This is a genomic window from Myxococcales bacterium (assembly GCA_016717005.1).
Lineage (GTDB): Bacteria > Myxococcota_A > Polyangia > Haliangiales > Haliangiaceae > UBA2376.
The window spans coordinates 594,473-614,344 of record JADJUF010000037.1; the positions used below are offsets into that span (position 1 = coordinate 594,473).

Below are 19,872 nucleotides of genomic sequence, written 5' to 3' on the forward strand. Positions count from 1 at the left end.
CGCTAGACCATCTCCATGAACATCGTCGTCGGATCCTCGAGCAGGCCCTTCACGTCCTGGAGGAACATCGCGCCGTCCCAGCCGTCGGCGAGGCGGTGATCCACCGAGATCGACAGGTTCATGAGCTGGCGGATCACGATCTGGCCGCCGCGGACCGCCGGCTTCTCGTCGATCTTGTGCACGCCGACCACCGCCACCTCGGGGAAGTTGATGATCGGCGTGGCCAGCACGCCGCCGAGCTTGCCCAGCGAGCTGATCGTGAACGTCGAGCCGGTCAGCTCCTCGCGGGTCGCGGTGCCGGCGCGCACGGCCTCGCCCAGCCGCTCGATCTCCTTGCTGAGATCGAAGATCGAGCGCTGGTCGGCGTCGCGCACCACCGAGACCACCAGGCCCTGCGGGCCCTGGGCCGCGATGCCCACGTGGTAGTACTTCTTGCGGACGATCTCCTGGGTGGTCTCGTCGAGCGACGCGTTGAGCATCGGCCACTTCTTCAGGCCCGACACGACCGCCTTGACGATGAACGGCAGGTAGTTGAGCTTGACGCCGCGATCGGCCGCGCGGGTCTTGGCGCGCTCGCGCACCGCGACCAGCTCGGTCATGTCGATCTCCTCGACGTACGTGAAGTGGGCCGCGGTCTGCTTGGACCGGGTCATCGACTCGGCGATGCGCTTGCGCATGCCGCGCAGCGGGATCCGCTCCTCGTCGCCGCCGCGCGCGATCGCGATCGGCGTGAACGCCTTGGCCGCCGGCGCGGCCGCGGTGAGCGTGGGCATCGCCATCGTCGTGCCGGCGGCGGCGTAGACCTTGACGTCGTCGCTGGTGACCCGCCCGCGCTTGCCGGTCGGGGTCACGCGGCCGAGCGCGACGCCGAGCTGCCGGGCCAGCCGGCGCGTGGCCGGGGTCGCCAGCACGCGCGCCTGCGCGCCCGAGGCGTCGACCACCTCGATCCGCGCCGGTGGCGTCGCCGGCAGCGCCTCGGGCAGGTGGCCGGCCAGCTGCAGCTGCGGCGCCGGCGAGCGCGCGGGCGCGGTGGCGCTGGCGGCGTGGGCGTGGCCGTGGCCGTTGCCACCGGCGCTGGCGCCAGCGCCGTCGTCGATCACCAGCAGCACGTCGCCGACCGGGCAGATCTGCCCCTCGCCGTAGTTGATCGCCGCGATCGTGCCGGCGCGCGGCGACGGGATCTCGACGGTGGCCTTGTCGGTCATGATCTCGACGATCGGCTGGTCGAGCTTGACCACGTCGCCGACCTTGACCTTCCACGACACGATCTCGCCTTCGACGACGCCCTCGCCGATGTCGGGCAGATGGAACTCGAAGGCCATGTCACCACTCCAGGGTCTGGCGGATCGCGCCGAGGACGCGATCGGCGTTGGGCATGTACTCGTGCTCGAGCGTGTACGGGAACGGCGTGTCGAACCCGTGACGCGGGTGATCGGCGCCTCGAGGTGCTCGAGCGCGCGCTCCTGGATCGAGGCGATCAGCTCGGCGCCGAAGCCGCAGGTCTTGGGGGCCTCGTGGACGATCACGCACCGGCCGGTCTTCTTGACCGACGCCAGGATCCCGTCGATGTCGAACGGCATCAGCGACCGCAGGTCGAGGACCTCGACCGAGATCCCGGCGGCCTCGGCCTTGGCCGCGGTCTCCTCGGCGATCGAGACCATGCCGCTCCAGGCGATCAGCGTCACCTGGGTGCCGGGGCGGGTCACCGCCAGCTTGCCCAGCTCGAGGGTGTAGTCGCCCTCGGGCACCTCGCCCTTGCTGGCGCGGTAGATGCGCTTGGGCTCCATGAACAGGATCGGGTCGTTCTGGCGCATCGACGCCAGCAGCAGGCCCTTGGCGTCGTACGGGTTCGACGGCGCGATCACCTTGAGGCCGGGCGTGTGGATGAACAGCGCCTCGGGCGACTGCGAGTGGTAGTGGCCGCCGCGGATGCCGCCGCCGACCGGCGTGCGGATGATGACCGGGCACGGGTACTGGCCGCCCGAGCGGTACCGGAACTTCGCCAGCTCGTTCACGATCTGATCGAACGCCGGGAAGATGAAGTCGCCGAACTGGATCTCCGGCACCGGCCGCAGGCCGTACAGGGCCATGCCGATCGCGGTGCCGATGATGCCGGCCTCGGCCAGCGGCGTGTCGATGACGCGCTCGCCGCCGAACTCCTCGAACAGGCCGCTGGTGGCGCGGAACACGCCACCGAACTTGCCGACGTCCTCGCCGAGCACGACGGTCTTGGGCTCCAGGCGCATCTGCAAGCGCAGCGCGTCGTTGACGGCCTGGATGATGTTCATGACGGGCATGGGATGGTCCTCGACTAGCCGTGGTGATGCGGAGACTTGGTGCGGGCCTGGGCCATGAGCCAGGCCTTCTGCTCGCGGATGTGCCAGGGCATGTCCTCGTAGACGTCGTCGAACATGCTCTCGACCGGCGGCGGCGGGGTCGCGTCGGACTCGGCCAGGGCGTCGGTGATCTCCTGGTTGTAGCGCTCGCCCAGCTGCTTCTCCTCGGCCTCGTCCCACAGCCCGCGGAACTTCATGTAGTTGCGCAGCCGGTTGAGCGGGTCGCGCTTCTCCCAGATCTCGGGCTCCTTGGGATCGCGGTAGACCGACGGGTCGTCCGAGCTCGAGTGGCCCTGGACCCGGTAGGTCAGCGCCTCGATCAGCGTCGGGCCCTCGCCGGCGCGGGCCCGGTCGATCGCCTCCTGCGCGACCTGCAGCACCGCCAGCATGTCGTTGCCGTCGACGCGGACGCCGGGCATGCCGTAGCCGACCGCCTTCGCGGCGAAGCTCTTGGCCGCGCACTGCTTGGCCGCCGACACGCTGATCGCCCAGCCGTTGTTGCGGCAGACGAACACGCACGGCGCCTTCCAGACGCCCGCGAAGTTCATGCCGACGTGGAACTCGCCGGTCGAGGACGTGCCCTCGCCGAAGTACACCATCGAGACGTCGTCCTTGCCCAGCACCTTGGCGGCGTAGGCCGAGCCGACCGCCTGCGGGATCTGGGTGCCGACCGGCGAGCTGATCGACACCAGGTTCAGCCAGCTGGCCGAGTGGTGCACCGGCATCTGCCGGCCCTTGACCGGATCGTTGGCGTTGCCGAACAGCTGGTTGACGAACTGCCGGATCGTGTAGCCCCGCCAGAACCACGCGCCCTGCTCGCGGTAGCTTGGGTAGATCCAGTCGCTGGCCCGGAGCTGGGCCACCGCGAAGTGGGTGGCCTCCTCGCCGATCGCCTTCATGTAGAAGCCGAGGCGGCCCTGGCGCTGGAGCCGCATCATGCGGTCGTCCATGATGCGCACCAGCGACATCTTGTCGAAGATGGTGCGCAGCAGGTCGTCGGCGACGTCGGGGACGCGGGCTCCGGGGAGCACGCGGCCATCGTCGTCGAGTACGCGGCGCAGGTCGTCCTGAGCTTGCACGGCTACCATGGGGCCTCCGCGCCGAGCGGGTCGGCGGTGAGAAATCGGGCGGGGTCGTGGTGCGACGCGGAGGTCCGCGTCGCGGACGGTGTAGCGAGTGGCGTCCGCACGTGTCAAGGCGACGGGCCCGCATCTGCCTGCGTCGCCGGTTGCGCACGCGTCGCGCCGCGGTGCGCTATGGTCCGACCCGGAGGATCGATGCTGACGATCTTGATCATCGCGGCGCTCGTGGTCGCCGTCGGCGGCGCCGGGGCGGGCGCGGTCGCGTACCGGAACGAGCAGAAGCGCCGCGGGCTCGGCGGCGATGGCCAGCGCGCGCTGCCGGCCGTGGGCGACACGCTGATCGAGCGCGGCCTGCGCGAGCTGCGCGTGGGCGACGTCGTGACGGTCGACGGCAAGGACCTCCTGTGCGAGGGCGCGATCGCCTACGACGAGGACGGCCACCGCTGGGTCGGCGCGCGCCTCGTCGACGGCCAGCACGTGGTCTGGTGCGTCGTCGGGATCGAGCGGGTCGGCTCCCAGGTCGTGCGCATGCTCCGCCCCGACCCGACCGACGTCGCCGGCTACCCGCCCGAGGTGCTGGTGATCGGCGAGGTCCGGTTCTCCCTCGACAAGCGCGGCACCGCGACCTGCAAGGTCACCGGCGACGTGGGCAACCTGCTGGGCGCGCGCGCCGCCGCGCCCGGGGGCACGGTCGAGCGCTGCCGCTGGTGGCTCTACCAGTCGTCGGGCGACGACACCGCGATGATCGAGCAGTGGGGCAGCGACTACCGCGTGCTGCGCGGCACCAAGGTCGCGGGCGACACGATCGACCTGATCCCGGGCTCGTGAGGCGCGGTCGATCGGCTCGCGGGCTCGTGATGCGCGGCGCGCTGGCGGTGGGGCCGCTGGTGGCCGCCTGCGGCGGCGGCTCGGCGCCGACGACGATCGGCAATCGCGCCCCGACCGCGGCGCCGCCTGGGGCGGCGTGGGTCTGCCCGGCCGGGGCCGACCTCGAGGTCGACCTCGACGGCGACGGCCGGGTCGATCGCGTGCGGCTGGCGCCGGCGGCCGACACCGTCGCGTGCCTGGAGATCCACGCGACCGCCGCGCCGACGCTGGTGTGCCGCGCGATGCCCCCGACGACGATCGATCAGGTCGAGCTCATCGACGGCCACGCCGAGGCGGTCGGGGTCGCCGCGTGCGACCCGATGGGCGTGCCGGTGCGGCTGGTCACCGCCGCCGACCCCGCGCGCGGGCCGATCCGGCGCCGGCCGCTCGAGCTCCTCGGTGACGCCGCGCCGGCGGGGGTAGCGCTGTGGCTCGCCGGCCCCGACGCCACCGCGGCGATCGCCTGGCGCGACCGCTGGGTCTGGATCGACCTCGGCTATTGAGCGGCGCGGGCGCGCCGCGTTCGGTCGAGCGCCGCGCAGGTGCTACGGTGCGCCGATGCTCCGCGGCGCGTCGCTCATCGGGTTGCTCATCGGGCTCGTGGGCGTCGCCGCGTGCGGGCCGGGGTCGTCGGCCAAGCCCACCGGCACGCCCACCGATCCGGTCGCGGTGTGCGAGCGCGTGGCCGACGTGTGCCGGCTCGACGGCAACCGCCTGGGCGTCTGCGTCCACCGCCCGGGCAGCGCCGGCCTGGCCTGCGCGTCGCAGCACTGAGCCAGCACGGCGCCCGCACGGCGCCAGCACGGCGCCAGCGCGGGCGGCGGGTTCAGCGGGCGTCGCTCACGGCAGGCGCTTCATCGGCGGCGTCTCGATCACGAACGCCTGGATCGGCGCCTCGCCGACCTCGACCACCCGGCAGCGGACCTCGAGATCGTCGGCGGCGACCAGCGGCGCCATGAAGGCGCGGTCGCGCAGGTCGCCGGCGAACGGGATCACGCAGATGGTGAGCGGCCCGGGCGGGATCGCCCCGACCCGGGCGTGGATGTCGTCCGGCAGGTAGCGCCCGGCGCCGGCGCTCGTGCGGGTGGCCTCGACCACCGGCGCGGCGTTGAGGCCGATCAACGTCCGCCCGTGCGCGAGCGCCGCCCAGACGCCCGCCGCGGTCGTCGGCAACCGCGCGACGCGGCCCGGCGCCACCAGCACCCGCGCGGTCGGGATCGTGCCGGATCGCTCGGCCCGGACGATGATGTCGACGACCTTGCCGCGCAGGTCGACCGCGAGCTCCAGCGCGGCGTCGCGCCCCGCGGTCAGCGTGGTCGTCGCGAGCTGCATGGCCCCGTCGCCGAGCGCGCTCGACGTCACGACCCCGTACGAGACCGGCCCGGCGGGGACCCGATCGATCACCCAGGCGTCGTCGCCGTCGCGGCGGCCGAAGATCTGCAAGATCCGACCGCGGTCGACGAAGTTGACCACGACCCCGACCGCCCGGCCGGTGCCGGCCAGGCGGAGCTCGCGGGGCGCGTCGGCCGCGGCCGCGGCGGGCGGGTTGACCACCGCGTGCACGCGCAGGCGCGCCGTCGCGACCAGGCGCAGATCGACGTCGTCGCCGTCGACGCGCACCGGGCGCGCGGCCTCGGTCGCGGTGATCGCGTACACGACCGAGCCCGGGCTGGCGCGCAGCTCGAATCGACCCGCGGCGTCGGTGGTGGCGCGCGCGGTCCAGGTCGAGCCATCGCTCAGGGGGACGCCGTCGGCGGGCGCGACCAGGGAGGTCGCCGCGAACACCTGCGCGCCGACGACCGGGGCGCCGTCCGGCCCCCGGACCCGACCGCGCACCGCGCGCGCGTCGGCCGGGGCCTCGGCCTCGGGCACCGCCGCCATGCCGAGGTCGATCATCGCCCGGGCGGCCGCGGGATCGCGATCGAGCGTGAACAGGCCGAGCTGCATGCGCATCCGGCCGGTCATCGGGTGGTCGGGGCCGAACGCGGTGGCGGTCTGGGCCAGGGCGAGCTCGGCCAGGGCGTAGGCGCGGTCGAGATCGCCGTCGGCGCCGCGCGCCATCCGGTACGCGGCGGCGACCGACGCGGTGTGGGCCGCGCGCCGGGCGTCGCGGACCTCGACGAACGTGGCCAGCGCGCGCTCGGTGCGCGCGATCGCCGTGTCGTAGTCGCCGGTCTCGCCGTCGATCTGCGCCAGCGTGCTGTCGAGCGCGGCCCGCAACGAGCGATCGTCGCCGGCGCGCTGGATCGCGGCGTCGGCGGCGGTGGCGCGGCGCTGGATCTCCGCGAGATCGGACGAGCGCGAGATCGCGCACTCGAGCAGGCCGATCTGCGCCATGGCCCGGATGCCGTCGGCGCCGGCGGCCTCGGCCGCGGTGGCGGTGTCCTCGTACAGCGGCGCGGCCGCGGCGCAGTCGCCGGCGACGTGGACGACCGAGGCCTCGGCCTGGAGCGCGATCGCGAGGGCCGGCGCGTAGTCGATCTGGCGGGCCTGGGCCACCGCGCCCTCGGCGATCGCGCGCGCCGCCTTGGGGTTGGGGCCGCGGGCCACCATCCCGGCGGTCGAGGCCGCGCGGACCACCTCGCTGAACGCCGCCCGCGTGGCAGGATCGGTCGGCAGCGGTGGCATCGCGGTGCGGCGACCGCTGCGGCAAGCGTCGGGCTCCGGCACCATCTCACGCCAGGCCTCGTCGGGGATCGCGTCGATCGGGAGCTGCCCGAGCATCTCGGTCAGCGCCGCGAACTCGTCGCGCAGCCCGGCGAGGCACGTGAGCCGCCCGTGGTAGGTGCGCTCGCCCGGCGCGGCGCAGGTGGTCGCGCGCTCGGCCTTCCAGCGGGCCGCGAAGCTGTCGAACAACGGGCGGGCGGTGCCCCAGCGCGCGTCGCCGAGGTGGGCCGCCAGCGCCGCGGCCTGCGTCGGGGACCAGACGAGATCGAGATCGCGGTCGGTGAGCGCGCACGCCACCCCCGCCGGCGTGGCCTGGCGGCTGCGCTCGCGCAGCGCGAACGCGCCGCCGGTGACGATCACGACCGCGCCGACCGCGGCCACCAGCGCGAGCTGGCGCGGCCGTCGCACGCGCCGATCGAGCGCGGCCAGGAGCGCGGTCATGTCGGGCCAGCGCGCGGCGGCGTCGCGGGCCAGCGCGCGCTGCAGCACCGAGCGCACCGAGCGCGGCAGCGCGCCCACGTCGGGCGCGCCGCGCTCGACCGCAGCCCGCAGCTCCTCGAGCGTCGCGCCGCGGTACGGCCGCTGCCCGACCAGGCCCTCCCACAGCGCCACCGCGAACGCGAACTGGTCGGCCCACGGCCCGACCTGGCCGCCCGCGAACTGCTCGGGCGCCATGTACGCGGGCGTGCCGAGCACCGCGCCGGTGCGCGTGAGCGTGCTCGCCAGGTCGGCCGGCTGCGAGCGCGACGGCGAGCGCGACGGCGACGGCGTGGCCGCGACCGTGTCCTCGAGCTCGACCGAGCGCGCGACGGCCTGGGCCGGCGGCGCCGCGGCCGCGGGCAGGGTCGCCGCCACCGCGTCGCTGTCGAACCCGCGCGCCAGGCCGAAGTCGGTGACGACGACCTGACCGTCGCGGCCGAGCAGCACGTTGGCCGGCTTGAAGTCGCGGTGGACCAGCCCGCGGGCGTGGGCCGCGGCCAGGCCGGCCCCGGCGGCGCGGAACCGCCGCAGCACCTCCGCCGGCGCGCGCCGCTCGGCGCGCAGCCACTCGCCGAGCGTGCCGCCCTCGAGCAGCTCCATCGCGACGAAGTCGACGCCGGCCGCGGTGCCGACCTCGTAGACCGTGATGACGTTGGGATGGCTGAGCTTGGCCATCGCCCGGGCCTCGCGCAGCAGCCGCACGCGCGAGTCGTCGGAGGCGTCGCCGCGCAGCACCTTGATCGCCACGCGTCGATCGAGATCGGGATCGTGGGCGGCGTAGACCAGGCCCATGCCGCCGGCGCCGAGCACGCGCTCGATCACGTAGCGGCCCAGCTGCTCGCCCGCGCGGAAGCCGTCGGCCCGCGCCGGCCGCGCCGGCGGCACGACGCCGCTGGTCGCGGTCTCGTCGTGCGCGTCGTCGGCGGCCATGAGCGCTCGAGCTTAGCGCAGGTCGGGCGCACGCGCGCCGCGCGGGTCGCCGCGGCGAAGTAAGTCGGGTAAGCGGTGGCGCGCCGTCGCCCGGGCGTAGAGTCGCGCGCGATGACGATCTTGCCCACGACGATGGTCGGCAGCTACCCGCGGCCGGCGTGGTTCACGCACCAGCTGGCCGGCAAGGACGTGCTCGAGGCGTTCAAGCTCGCGGGCCACGCCGAGGCCTTCCACGACGCGACCCGCGCGGTGATCAAGGACCAGGAGGACGCCGGCCTCGACGTCGTCACCGACGGCCAGATGTGGTTCGACGACTACCACATGGGGATCGGCTCGTTCCTCTGGTACTGGCTCGAGCGCACCGGCGGCTTCTCGCCCGAGAAGCTGCCGCACCCGGCCCGCGGCAAGGCCCGGGGCCGCGACATCTGGGCGCTCGACGAGGCCGGCGGCGTCGGCGTGATCGGCCCGATCGAGCGCGGCCCGGTGCGCATGGAGCTCCTGTACCGCTGGGCCCAGGCCCACACCGCCAAGCCGGTCAAGGCCTGCATCGGCGCGGGCCCGGTGCAGCTGTCGACGCTGGCGCACTTCAAGCGCGGCCCGATCAAGGATCGCTACGACCTGTCGCGGGCCCTGGCCGACGTGTTCTCGGCCGAGATCCACGAGGTCATCGACGCCGGCTGCCGCGACGTCCAGCTCGAGGATCTGGGCGCGTGGATGCCGTTCCTGTCGGGCGACGCCGACTACGCCTGGGTCAACGAGGTCGTCGATCGCACGATGCGCGGGATCGATCGCGCGCAGGTCCACACGTCGTGGCACTTCTGCATGGGCAACGCCTGGGGCAACAAGCTCGAGGGCATGACCGCCGGCGGCTACCGCGCGATCTTGCCGCACTACCTCGAGGTCGCGGTCGACGAGTACGTGCTCGACTTCGCGTGCCGCGAGATGGCGGACGCGGATCTGCTGCGGCAGCTGCCGGCCGACAAGCGCATCGCCGCCGGCGTGATCGACGTGCGCACGCTCGAGATCGAGCACCCCGAGCAGGTGGCCGAGCGCATCCGCAAGGTGCTGCGCCACATCGAGCCCGAGCGGGTCACGCTCACGACCGACTGCGGCCTCAAGCAGCTGCCGCGCACCTGCGCGCGCGAGAAGCTGCGGGCCCTGGCCGACGGCGCCCGCATCGTGCGCGCCGAGCTGGGTCGGTAGCGAGGTCGCTCAGCCCGACGGGTCGGCGGCCAGCCCGGCCGGCGCGGCCTCGACCGAGGCCATGTAGAACGACGACGGCTTGGCGCCGCTGGCGCGCGCGGTCATCACGACCCGATCGCCGACCTGGGGCGCGACCTTGATCATGCGATCGAGCTCGATGTCCTTGATGCGGATCGGCACCAGCTCGGGCACGACCGCGCCGTCGGGCACGTCCGCCAGCGCGCTGGGCTTGATCAGGTAGGTGAAGAAGTAGCGCGGGGCGCGACCGCTCTTGTCGACGTCCTCGCGATCGATCCGCTCGACCGCGCCCGTCACGCGCAACGTCCAGTCACCGATGGCCATGATCAGTTCTTCTTGTTCTGCTCGGCGCCGTGGGTGACGACCTCGTTGGCGCCGTCGAAGTCCTTGGTCATCGTGTCGCCCTCGCCCTTCTGCTGGCGGGCCTTGATGCCATCGTACAGCGCGTTGGGCATCGCGATGCCGGCCATCGTCGCCGACGGCGCGCTCTTGCCGGCGGCCTTGACCGCGCCGACGCCGAAGTGGGTGCAGTTGAAGAAGAAGACCGAGTACTTCGCGCCGCGCTTGGACTCGGCGTAGCGGATCACCGAGTCGACCTCGGCCTGGGTGAGGAGCCAGGTCTGCGACGCCTTCTCGGCGCCCTGGTGCGCGTCGTCGGGGTGACGCATCCAGCCCTGGACGTACGAGTTGAGCGGGTTCGGGCTGTACCCGATGCCGTTGGCGATGTCCGGCCAGAAGCCCATCGGGTCGGCGTACTTGCCGCCGTTCTGGAGCAGGGCCTTGTGATTGCCGGGGACCGAGTCGGGGATCGCCGCGGTGTCGAGGTACTCGAGCGCGATCCAGGTGTGCCCGACCGAGCCGTTCTGCAGCTCCGCGATGCCCATCGACTTGGCCTCGATGTCGGCGTAGAGGTGCAGCTTGGCGACCTTGGCGTTGGCGGGATCGACCGCCGGCGCCTCGGCGCCCTCGCCCTCGGCCCCGCCCTTGCGCTGCACGGTCGGCGCGGCGATGCTGCGGACGCTCTCGCCCCAGCCCCCGGCCGGCTCGGCGCCGAACGGCCCGGCCGACAGGAGGCCCTCGGCCGACTTGCCGCCGACGACCGCGTCGGCGACCTGGTCGGCGTGGCGCTCGTAGGAGTCGCCGGCCTGGCCGACGCCGCCGTAGAGGTTGACGCCGCGCGCCTGCTGCACGACGTGCGCGGCCTCGTGGGCCGCGGTGTGCAGATCGGGCGACTTCGCGAACGCGACGTGGTCGCCGGACGCGAAGGCGCTGGCGCCCATGTCGTTGCAGGCGTCGGCGGCGCCGCCGCCGACGTGGGCCTGGACGTGCGAGATGTCGTGCTTGCCGAACGACGCCTGGATCGTGCTGGCGTGGGGCATGCTCGTCGACGCCGACGAGATGCCGCGCTCGGCCGCCGCGTGGACGTGGCCGGGCGAGCCGCCGTCGCCGCCGTCGCGCTGCACGACCCGGCCCGGGATGGGCTCGGCCATCAGCTGCACCATCTTGTCGCTGCACCACTGCTGGTGCGCGTCGCCCTCGGGCTGCGCGCGCATCTGCACGGGCTCGGACATCGCCTGGGGCGGAAGGTCGGTCTGCTCGGGGGCCTGGGTCAGGCGATCAGTGCTCATGTCGGGGGCTCCTGCGGGGCGTGGGCCGGTTCACGGCATCGGGCTTTGCCAGAATACGCCACGGGGCCCCCAAACCTTCCCCGAGATCGCCCCTCAATATTCACCCAAACTACTGAAATTACGCGGCCCGACCGAAGTGGTCACAGCTGGGAGACCACCTTGCCCATCGCGGTGTACTCCGCTCGAGCGGCCCGGACGAGGTGGCGCATGCCGATCGCCGTGCCCTCGTCCGCGGCCAGGAAGGCGGCCCGCACCGCGGCGTTCTTGATGTAGCCGCCGGTCATCTCGAACCGATCGCCGAGCGCGGCGAAGTCGAGGTCGGGGTCGATCGCGGCCTCGGGCGGCAAGAGCGCCCGCCACAGCAGCGCGCGCTCGTCGGGCTCGGGCACCGGGAACTCGACCCGCAGGGACAGGCGGCGCCGGAACGCGTCGTCGATCGCGGTGTCGTGGTTGGTCGTGAGGATGACGATGCCCGAGAACGACTCCATCCGCTGGAGGAGGTAGTTGACCTCGAGGTTGGCGTAGCGATCGTTGCTCGACTTGACCTCGGTGCGCTTGGCGAACAGCGAGTCGGCCTCGTCGAACAACAGGATCGCGTGGCCGGCCTCGGCGGCGTCGAACAGCTCGCCGAGGTTCTTCTCGGTCTCGCCGACCCACTTCGACACGACCTTGGACAGATCGATCTGGTAGAGGTCGAGCTTGAGCTCGGTGGCGATGAGGCCGGCGACCATGGTCTTGCCGGTGCCGGGCGGGCCCGAGAACAGCGCCGACAGGCCCAGGCCCTTGGCGACCTTGCGGCCGAAGCCCCACTCGAGGAACACCCGGCGGCGGTGCTTGACGCGCGCGATGAACTCGCGGACGTCGAGCGCGGCCTCGTCGGGCAGCACCAGATCGTCCCAGCGCTGGCGCCAGGTGATGCGCATCCCGAGCGTGGTCAGCTTGGCGTCGAGCACGCCGCGCAGGCCCTCGTGGACGTCGGCGGCGTCGAGCGCCGGCGCCCCGGCGCCGCGGGCCTCGGCCCGGGCGATCGCGGCGACCGCGGCCTGATCGATCACGCCGGGCGTGACGAAGTAGCGCTCGGCGGCCCAGCGCGCCAAGGTCGGCGCGACCGCCGGCGGCAGCGCGCGCTGCCACAGCTCCTCGCGGGCCGGCTCGTCGGGGATGCCGAGCTCGATCACGACGACGCCGCGCGCGAACTGCGGCGGCTTGCCGGTGATGCGCCCGGCGGTCGCGGCGACCGGGCCCGGGTACCAGCTGAACATGATCTCGTCGAGCTCGTGGCCGGCGCCGTCGGTGGGGCGCTGATCGACGCCGTCGAGCAGCAGCAGCGCGCCCCACAGCACGGCCTCGCGCACCAGGATCGCCCCGAGGGCGCGCAGGCTGGGCTCGTCGCGCGGGAGCGCGGCGCCGCGGACCCGCAGCGTGCGCAGGCCGACCGGCAGCGCGGCGGCGGCGAGCAAGGTCGTGCGTCCGGAGCCGGCGGGGCCCGACAGCACGATGACCGGGTGGGCCGTGCCGGTGCGGCTGATCTGGACCGCGGCGGTCAGGAGCCCGCCGATCTCCTCGTACGCGCCCGGCGCCAGCACCAGCTCGGCGCGGTCGCGCGCGGTGATCAGCTCGGCGAAGCGCGCGACCCGACGATCGAGCACGTCCTTGCCGTGGAGCAGATCGATCACGCGCTCGACCGCCCGGACCCGGCGGAGCGCGAACGCGGCGTCGGCGATCGGCTCGACGTGGATCAGCCCGAACTGCACGAGCGTGCCGTCGGCGCCGAGCTCCTCGGGCATGTGGCCGCGCGCGGTCCCGACGTAGAGCACCTCGTCGAGCAGCCCGACGTCGGGCGCGGTGCGGGCGGCGTCGGCCATGACGCCGCGCGCGTACTCGCGCAGCTTGACGTCGAGCTCGAGGCCGGCGAGCAAGACCAGCACGCCGATCTCCGTCGGCGACAGCTGGAACACGCCGCGCAGGCGCTCGAGCGGCACCGCGGCCGGCGCCGACACCGCGGCCCGGGCCCGGCTCTCCGCGTCGAGCCGGGCCTGCTCGACCTCGAGGTCGCGCGCGGCCTCGTCGCCGCCGCCGCGCCGGGCGACCGCGGCCTGCAGCGCGACCCGCACGATCACCAGCTGATCGAGCAGGTGCGCCATCGGCTCGGCGTAGGGCGTGACGGTCACCAGGCTACTCTATGCAATGCCGTCGGCGGGGTCACCCGCGCGGCGCGCCTCACCGCGCGGCGGTCAGGGCGGGCGGGGCGCGGCGCGCAGATCGCGGCGCGTGCCATGGCGCATTCTTGCCGCGCGCCTCACCGCGCGCGGGTGTCCCGGCGCGCAGGTCGCTTGGCGCCCCCGTTCGATCGCCATGGAAGACTGGTTGCCGGGCACGCGTTCGCTGGATCGCGGGCGTCCGTGACCGCATGTCGACGCGGCAGGCCCAAAAACATCTTTGAGATCAGCGTGTTGGAACCCAGGATCCGGTCCCCTTTTTTGACGCGGTAGGTCTTTTTTCGGAGTAGTTTCCAGTTGTTGCGACCCAGGATCCGGTCCCCATTCCTCCTCGTGCTGGCGGTGGTGCTCGCGTGCCGGGCGGCGCCGAAGGTGGAGAAGGGGCCGGCGCGACGGGCGTTCTACTTCTGGCGGACGACGCTGGCGCTGTCGGGGGCGGAGCGGCGGGCGCTGGCGGAGCTGGGGGTCGAGCGCCTGTACGTGCGGATGTTCGACGTGGCGTGGGTCGATGGGGCGCCGGCGCGGCTGGGGCCGATCGCGGGCGGCGCGGCGGCGGTGCCGGCGGGCGTCGAGGTGGTGCCGGTCGTCTACCTGAAGAACGAGGTGTTCGCGCACGTCGGGGCGGACGGCGTGGCGGCGCTGGCGGCGGACACGTGGGGCGCGGTGGCGGAGCGCGCGGCGGCGCTGGGGTTCGCGCCGCGCGAGCTGCAGCTCGACTGCGACTGGACCGACACGACCCGCGCGCGGTTCTTCGAGTTCGTGCGCGCGGTGCGCGGGCGGCTGCCGGCGGGCGCGGCGCTGTCGGCGACGATCCGCCTGCACCAGGTGAAGTACCGCGAGCGCACCGGCGTGCCGCCGGTCGATCGCGGCATGTTGATGTTCTACAACATGGGCCGGTTCAGCGCCGATCCCGAGGCCCGCGCGATCTTCGACCCCGCGGCCGCCGAGCGCTACCTCGCGCGCCTCGCCGACTACCCGCTGCCGCTCGATGGCGCGCTGCCGATCTGGTCGTGGACGATCCACCTGCGCGACGATCAGGTCGAGGGCCTGCTGCAGAGCACCGATCCCGACGAGCTGGCCGCGCTCGACTTCGTGCGGCCGGCCGGGCCCGATCGCTACCAGGTGACGCGCACGACCTTCTTGCATGGAACACTGCTGCGGGCCGGCGACATCTTGAAGATCGAGGTGACCGGCCCGTCGGAGACCCAGGCCGCCGCGGGTATGCTGGCCGCGCACCTCGCGGCGGTGTCGCCGCCGCGCACGATCGCCCTGTTCGATCTGTCCGAAAGGAACCTCGCTCGCCATGACCTCACGCACCTCGACCACGTCTTTCGGACGGCTCGCTAGCACCGCGGCGCTCGCGGCGGCGGTGATGCTGGTCGGTGACGGCACCGCGCGCGAGCGCCAGGCCGACGCCTGCGGCTGGGGCGGCCCCGAGCTCGAGGAGCTGACCACGTTCGACCCGAGCGTCGCCGCCGAGCCGACCGGCCCCGGCCTCAACTACGATCCGTTCGTGGCCGGCTTCGGCGGACCGTGCGACGACTGCGCGCGCACCGCGATGACCGCGGACTGGAACACCTACTTCGGCGGCCAGGTCAGCGCCGCCGACTGGGACCGCGTGCTGCTCCAGGCGTCGCCGAAGGAGCTCAGCGACCTGCGGCGGAGCGTCGTCACCGGCACGGCCGCCCCGCGCGGCCTCGAGCCGATCGCGCAGGCGGTCGCGAAGCGGACGTCGATGCGCGAGCCGATGATGCGCGCGCTGGCCTACGTCGGGCTGGCCCGCCGGGTCGAGCAGATCGCCTCGCTCGACAACGGCGCCTCGGGCGCGACCCTGACCAAGCTCGCCGACGACGCCAAGGCCCTCAGCGCGGCCGCGGCCAAGGCCGGCAACGCGTTCCTGCAGCAGCGCTACGCCTACCAGCGGCTGCGGATCGCGTTCTACCGCGGCGACTGGGCCGGCGCGGTGACGCTGTTCGATCGCGGCGGCGCGACCTTCGCGGGCCCGTCGGCGGACCTGGCGGCGCGCGCGCGCTACTACGTCGCCGGCGCGCTCCGGCGCAAGGGCGATCGCGCGCGCGCCAACCTCGAGCTGGCGCGGGTCCACGCCAGCGCGCCAGCGCTCGCGGGCGTCACCGCCCAGGACTTCCAGCCGATGGAGGACCAGGACTGGCGCGCGACCCTGGCGCTGGCGACGACCGTGCGCGAGCGCACCGAGCTGTGGCGCCTGGTCGGGGTCAAGCTCGACGGGCTGGTCGCCGCGCAGGAGATCTTCAAGCTCGATCCGGCGTCCGACCTGCTCGGGCTCCTGGTCGTGCGCGAGCTCGAGCGCGCCGAGAGCAGCGGCGTGCCGCCGTGGGACAGCGCGCCGGATCCGAGCGTCGTGGCCGCGCAGCGGAAGGCCTTCGCCGCGCTCGAGCAGCTCGCGGTCGCGATCGCCGCGGCGCCGGGCGCCGATCGCCCGTGGCTGATGGAGCTGGTCGCCGGCCACCTGGCGGCGCGGCGCGGCGATCTGGCCGCGACCCGGACCCGGTTGGCCGCGGCGATCGCCGGCCGGCCCGGTGACGCCAAGGTCGCGAGCCAGGCCCGCGCCAGCCTGGCGGTGGCGTTCGTGTCCGGCAGCAAGGTCAGCCCCAAGCTCGCCGACGAGCTGGCGCGCACGATGACCGCGATCGATCCCGACTACGGCCGCCTCAACGCGCTGACGCAAGAGGTGCGGCGCAAGCTCGCCGCCGACGCCATCAAGCGCGGCCGCCTGGTCGACGCCGAGTTCCTGGTGGGCGGCAGCGCCGACGCCGGCGCCCACGCCCGCGGCGCCCGGTCGAAGTGGACCGACGTCGCGTTCCTGAAGCAGATGATCGCGCGCACCGCCAAGACCCGCACCCCGTTCGATCGGTTCGTGCTCGCGAGCAACTACACCCGGGTCGGCCTCGAGCACGAGCTCGCGATGCGCCAGCTGCTCGACGGCGACTTCGCCAGCGCCGCCAAGGGCCTCGCGCGCAACGCCCAGGCGACCAGCCGGCTCGGCACCGACCCGTTCGTCGCGCACATCGTCGACTGCCACGACTGCGACCACGACGCGTTCGGCAACGCGCCGTGGACCGAGGCCACGGTGAGCGCGCGCCTGGCCGAGCTGCACAAGCGCGCGCGCGGCAAGGGCCAGGCCGCCGCCGCGGCCGCGTTCGACCTGGGCACCGCGCTCTACAACCTGACCTGGTACGGCAACGCCCGGGCCGTGCTCGAGGGCACGCACCAGGACAGCCGCGACACCGCCGCGGCGGCCCGCTGGTACAAGCGCGCGTACGAGCTCGCCACCGATCGCGACTTCAAGGCCAAGGCGGCGTTCTTCGCCGCCAAGACCGAGCTGGCGGCGCTGATCACCGCGACGTACGAGCCGTACGAGCAGGCCGACGTCCTGCCGGTGCCGACGACCTGGTACCCGATCGTCCGCTCGTTCAAGGACACGACCTACTACCGCGAGATCCTCGCCGAGTGCGGCGCGTACCGGGTGTGGGCCGCGGCCCAGCCGTGACGCACCGTCACGCCGCGCGCGCCGTCCAGCGCCGCCGTGGCCGTGAGCGCGCCGTCGCTCAGCACGCGCCGCCCAGGGCCTCCGCCGCCGTGACCGCGCCGTCGCGCCGCGCGCGCCGTCCAGCGCCGCCGCGGCCGTGAGCCCGCCCTCGCGCAGCGCGCACCGTCCAGCGCCGCGCGCCGCCGTGACGCGCCGTCGCTCAGCGCGCGCCGACCAGCGCCTCCGCGCGCGACCACACCACCGCGGCGGTGACCTCGTCGTCGCCGCGCACGGTCAGCACCACCGGCCCGCCGCGCTCGTCGACCGCGATGTGGCTGTGCGCCAGCATGCTGGGGTCGTAGGCCATGTACGTCGCCGGGTAGCCGAGCGTGGCCATGCGTGCGCGGTGGCAGAGGAGCGCCTGCCGCAGGTAGTCGGCGTCGAGGCCGCGGACCCGCTTGAACGTGACGCGGGCGCCGACCACGCGGTCGTCCTCGCGGTACGGCTCGACGCTGGCGATGTCGTCGCGGTGGAACAGCGGCGTGTGCGTGAGCTCGTCGTCGACGAGGATTGCGCAAAACGTGCGCTCGACGTCGACGAGGGTGCGCGCGATTGCGCGGTGCTCACGGGCCTCTGTGCGCAGGCGCTCGGCCGCCGCCTCATGCTCGGCGCTGCCCTCCTGCTCGACGCTCCAGCACGGGACCCAGCGCGTCACCGGCTCGCCGCCGGTGGTGGTCTGATCGGACAGGGCGCGATCGCCGCACGCGTAGCCGCCCGACCCGCTCCGGCGGGCCTCGTTGGCGGCGCGCTCGTGCGCGGCGGCGGCGCGGTCGTGGGCCGCGGCCTCGTCCATGTGCGCTCGGTAGCTCTGGGGCTTCTCCGGCGCGGGCGCAGGGCGCGCGCAGGCGACGATGGCGAGGGCTGCGACGGTTGCGAACTTGGCCCACATGTCCGTCGGTGTTGCATGGATGAGGCCAGGAGCAGGCCTCCCCGCCGCGCGTTGGGTCGCTCGCCCTCTCCGGCGCCGTGGGCGCGCTCGCAACCAGGCGGGACGGCTTCCAGCCCGCGGCGCTCAGAATCCCGTGCGACTTCCGCTGGCTAGCCGAATCGACAGGCCCGGCTAGGTTTCGGTCAACGGCGGAGGCCCGTCCGGGCACTCATGTCGGAGTCCCCCGGTGCCACTCGCGGAGCTGAGCCTGTCGATGCCGATCGTGAGCGTCGCCCCCGAGGGCGACCTGGACCTCGTGGCGCGCCTGCGCCGCGGGGACCGGATGGCCATCTCCGAGGCGTACAGCGCCCACCACGCGCCGGTGCGCGCGTTCGCGCGCCGGCTCCTGGGCGACGACGCGGCCGCCGAGGACGTCGTCCACGACACGTTCATCGCGCTGCCGCGCACGGTCGCCAACTTCCGCGGCGCGTCGTCGCTGCGCAGCTTCGTGATCGGCGTGGCCGCCAACCGCGCCCGGCGCCACGTCCGCACCGTCGCCCGCCGTCGGCGCGCGATGGCGCGCCTGGCCGAGACCACCGCCGTGCGCGACGACCACGCGGTCGGACCCGATCACCTGGCGCAGCGCCGACGCCTGGCCGAGCGCCTGGCGCTGGCGCTCGATCAGCTCGCCCACGATCAGCGCGTCGCGTTCGTCCTGTGCGAGGTCGAGCAGCGCTCGGCGGTCGAGGTCGCGGTGATCCTGGCGGTGCCCGAGGGCACCGTGCGGTCGCGGGTGTTCCACGCGCGGCGCCGGCTGCGCGAGCTCCTGGCCGAGGAGGCGCCCCGTGGCTGATCCGCTCGACCGGCTGCTGGATCAGGCGACCGCGGCGCTGCGCGACGAGGCCGAGGTCGGCGACGCGCCGGTCGAGGCGACGCGCCGGCGCGTGCTGGCGTCGGTGAGCGAGCGCCCCCGCGCCCGGCGCTGGCGGGTCGGGCTGACGGTGTTCGCGTTCGCGCTGTCGGGCGCGACCTTGTCGTGGGCGGCGGCGACCGGGCGCATCGACGCGGCGCTCGAGCAACTGGGCATGACCTCGAGGCCGCGGCGGCCGGTGCTCGACCGCGCGACGATCGCGCCGACGCCGTCGCTGTCGATCGCGCCGATGCCGGCGCCGACCGCGCCGTCGGAGCCGACGATCGCATCGGCGCCGTCGGGCACATCGCCGCCGTCGGGCGCATCGCCATCGGGCGCATCGCCGCCGTCGGGCGCATCGGCGCCGTCGGGCACACCCGCGCCGTCGGGCGCATCGCCGCCGTCGGGCGCATCGGCGCCGTCGGGCACACCCGCGCCGTCGGGCGCATCGCCGTCGTCGGGCGCATCGCCGTCGGGCGCATCGTCGCCGTCGGGCGCATCGCCGTCGGGCGCATCGCCGCCGTCGGGCGCATCGCCGTCGGGCGCATCGCCGCCGTCGGGCGCATCGCCGCCGTCGGGCGCATCGCCGCCGTCGGGCGCATCGCCGTCGGGCGCATCGCCGCCGTCGGGCGCATCGCCGCCGTCGGGCGCATCGCCGTCGGGCGCACCCGCGCCGTCGGGCACACCCGCGCCGTCGGGCGCATCGCCGTCGGTCCCTTCGACAACCGCGACGGCGCGCCCGCAGCCGACGGCGCGCCCGCAGCCGACGGCGCGCCCGGCGGCACAAGCGATCGACGTCGCCGCCGACCTCGCCGCCTACCGCCGCGCCCACGCGCTGCACTTCCGCGGCGGCGCTGCGGCCGACGCGCTCGCCGCGTGGGACGCGTACCTGGCGGAGTTTCCGGCGGGCCGCTTCACCGCCGAGGCGCGCTACAATCGCGCGATCATGCTGGTGCGGCTGGACCGTCGAGCCGACGCCCGCGCGGCGCTGGCGCCGTTCGCGGCCGGCCAGGTCGAGGGCGGCTATCGGCAGCGCGAGGCCACCGAGCTGCGCGACGCGCTGGCGCCGACGCCGTGAACGGTCCGGACGCGAGCG

Annotated in this window: 14 protein-coding genes and 2 pseudogenes; 7 read left to right on the forward strand and 9 right to left on the reverse strand. The window is 74.3% G+C overall.

The window, feature by feature from the left end:
• Window positions 1-2 precede the first annotated feature (2 nt).
• The 3 genes and pseudogenes from IPL61_26165 to IPL61_26175 all read right to left on the reverse strand — a co-directional run bounded on the left by IPL61_26165 (window position 3) and on the right by IPL61_26175 (window position 3,367).
• Window positions 3-1,322, reverse strand: a complete 1,320-nt coding sequence (locus IPL61_26165) for a 2-oxo acid dehydrogenase subunit E2 (protein ID MBK9034710.1) — start codon at window positions 1,320-1,322, stop codon at window positions 3-5.
• 1 nt (window position 1,323) lies between these two features.
• A pseudogene (locus IPL61_26170) lies at window positions 1,324-2,297 on the reverse strand (alpha-ketoacid dehydrogenase subunit beta).
• 14 nt (window positions 2,298-2,311) lie between these two features.
• Window positions 2,312-3,367, reverse strand: coding sequence for a thiamine pyrophosphate-dependent dehydrogenase E1 component subunit alpha (locus tag IPL61_26175; protein MBK9034711.1), 1,056 nt, complete (start codon window positions 3,365-3,367; stop codon window positions 2,312-2,314).
• A 246-nt stretch (window positions 3,368-3,613) separates the two neighbouring features.
• Between IPL61_26175 and IPL61_26180 the strand changes: the two genes are divergently transcribed.
• From IPL61_26180 to IPL61_26190, 3 genes are read left to right on the forward strand one after another with little or no spacing between them, the layout of a single operon-like run.
• The gene (locus IPL61_26180) at window positions 3,614-4,246 is read left to right on the forward strand and encodes a DUF4178 domain-containing protein (GenBank protein ID MBK9034712.1); all 633 of its coding nucleotides are present in this window, start codon (window positions 3,614-3,616) and stop codon (window positions 4,244-4,246) included.
• Window positions 4,247-4,275: 29 nt separating this feature from the next.
• The gene (locus IPL61_26185; protein MBK9034713.1) at window positions 4,276-4,788 is read left to right on the forward strand and encodes a hypothetical protein; all 513 of its coding nucleotides are present in this window, start codon (window positions 4,276-4,278) and stop codon (window positions 4,786-4,788) included.
• Window positions 4,789-4,843: 55 nt separating this feature from the next.
• Window positions 4,844-5,059: a hypothetical protein gene (locus IPL61_26190; GenBank protein MBK9034714.1), complete on the forward strand. Its 216-nt coding sequence runs from the start codon at window positions 4,844-4,846 to the stop codon at window positions 5,057-5,059.
• 2,430 nt (window positions 5,060-7,489) lie between these two features.
• On the opposite strand, the pseudogene IPL61_26195 reads toward IPL61_26190, so the two are convergent.
• Window positions 7,490-8,362: pseudogene (locus IPL61_26195) on the reverse strand (serine/threonine protein kinase).
• A gap of 111 nt (window positions 8,363-8,473) precedes the next feature.
• On the opposite strand from IPL61_26195, the gene IPL61_26200 reads away from it, so the two are divergent.
• Window positions 8,474-9,565, forward strand: a complete 1,092-nt coding sequence (locus IPL61_26200) for a cobalamin-independent methionine synthase II family protein (GenBank protein MBK9034715.1) — start codon at window positions 8,474-8,476, stop codon at window positions 9,563-9,565.
• 9 nt (window positions 9,566-9,574) lie between these two features.
• Here the strand turns inward: IPL61_26200 and IPL61_26205 are convergent, their stop codons facing one another.
• From IPL61_26205 to IPL61_26215, 3 genes are all read right to left on the reverse strand, one after another.
• A complete protein-coding gene (locus IPL61_26205) occupies window positions 9,575-9,907 on the reverse strand; it encodes a hypothetical protein (GenBank protein ID MBK9034716.1) in 333 nt (110 codons plus the stop codon).
• 2 nt (window positions 9,908-9,909) lie between these two features.
• Window positions 9,910-11,154, reverse strand: coding sequence for a DUF4157 domain-containing protein (locus IPL61_26210; protein MBK9034717.1), 1,245 nt, complete (start codon window positions 11,152-11,154; stop codon window positions 9,910-9,912).
• Window positions 11,155-11,351: 197 nt separating this feature from the next.
• Window positions 11,352-13,382 carry an ATP-binding protein gene (locus IPL61_26215; protein ID MBK9034718.1) on the reverse strand — a complete coding sequence of 677 codons (2,031 nt, stop codon included), beginning with the start codon at window positions 13,380-13,382 and terminating at the stop codon, window positions 11,352-11,354.
• Window positions 13,383-13,730: 348 nt separating this feature from the next.
• Here IPL61_26215 and IPL61_26220 point away from each other — a divergent pair, with 348 nt between their 5' ends.
• Both IPL61_26220 and IPL61_26225 read left to right on the forward strand, forming a co-directional pair.
• The gene (locus IPL61_26220) at window positions 13,731-14,777 is read left to right on the forward strand and encodes a hypothetical protein (GenBank protein MBK9034719.1); all 1,047 of its coding nucleotides are present in this window, start codon (window positions 13,731-13,733) and stop codon (window positions 14,775-14,777) included.
• A complete protein-coding gene (locus tag IPL61_26225; protein ID MBK9034720.1) occupies window positions 14,734-16,959 on the forward strand; it encodes a hypothetical protein in 2,226 nt (741 codons plus the stop codon). Before IPL61_26220 ends, IPL61_26225 begins: the two co-directional genes overlap by 44 nt.
• A gap of 199 nt (window positions 16,960-17,158) precedes the next feature.
• On the opposite strand, the gene IPL61_26230 is transcribed toward IPL61_26225, so the two are convergent.
• On the reverse strand, window positions 17,159-17,791 hold the full coding sequence (locus tag IPL61_26230) for a hypothetical protein (GenBank protein MBK9034721.1): 633 nt from the start codon (window positions 17,789-17,791) through the stop codon (window positions 17,159-17,161).
• A 349-nt stretch (window positions 17,792-18,140) separates the two neighbouring features.
• Here IPL61_26230 and IPL61_26235 point away from each other — a divergent pair, with 349 nt between their 5' ends.
• Window positions 18,141-18,719, forward strand: a complete 579-nt coding sequence (locus IPL61_26235) for an RNA polymerase sigma factor (protein ID MBK9034722.1) — start codon at window positions 18,141-18,143, stop codon at window positions 18,717-18,719.
• Between the two features lie 21 nt (window positions 18,720-18,740).
• On the opposite strand, the gene IPL61_26240 is transcribed toward IPL61_26235, so the two are convergent.
• On the reverse strand, window positions 18,741-19,460 hold the full coding sequence (locus IPL61_26240) for a hypothetical protein (GenBank protein ID MBK9034723.1): 720 nt from the start codon (window positions 19,458-19,460) through the stop codon (window positions 18,741-18,743).
• Window positions 19,461-19,872: the final 412 nt, after the last annotated feature.

Excerpts from the sequence above, each read along its gene's own strand:
- IPL61_26180 (MBK9034712.1), top strand. The coding sequence starts at position 3,614 with ATGCTGACGATCTTGATCATCGCGGCGCTCGTGGTCGCCGTCGGCGGC.
- IPL61_26200 (MBK9034715.1), top strand. The coding sequence starts at position 8,474 with ATGACGATCTTGCCCACGACGATGGTCGGCAGCTACCCGCGGCCGGCG.
- IPL61_26190 (MBK9034714.1), top strand. The coding sequence starts at position 4,844 with ATGCTCCGCGGCGCGTCGCTCATCGGGTTGCTCATCGGGCTCGTGGGC.
- IPL61_26185 (MBK9034713.1), top strand. The coding sequence starts at position 4,276 with ATGCGCGGCGCGCTGGCGGTGGGGCCGCTGGTGGCCGCCTGCGGCGGC.
- IPL61_26235 (MBK9034722.1), top strand. The coding sequence starts at position 18,141 with ATGCCGATCGTGAGCGTCGCCCCCGAGGGCGACCTGGACCTCGTGGCG.
- IPL61_26210 (MBK9034717.1), bottom strand. The coding sequence starts at position 11,154 with ATGTCCGAGCCCGTGCAGATGCGCGCGCAGCCCGAGGGCGACGCGCAC.
- IPL61_26165 (MBK9034710.1), bottom strand. The coding sequence starts at position 1,322 with ATGGCCTTCGAGTTCCATCTGCCCGACATCGGCGAGGGCGTCGTCGAA.
- IPL61_26225 (MBK9034720.1), top strand. The coding sequence starts at position 14,734 with ATGACCTCACGCACCTCGACCACGTCTTTCGGACGGCTCGCTAGCACC.
- IPL61_26205 (MBK9034716.1), bottom strand. The coding sequence starts at position 9,907 with ATGGCCATCGGTGACTGGACGTTGCGCGTGACGGGCGCGGTCGAGCGG.
- IPL61_26230 (MBK9034721.1), bottom strand. The coding sequence starts at position 17,791 with ATGGACGAGGCCGCGGCCCACGACCGCGCCGCCGCCGCGCACGAGCGC.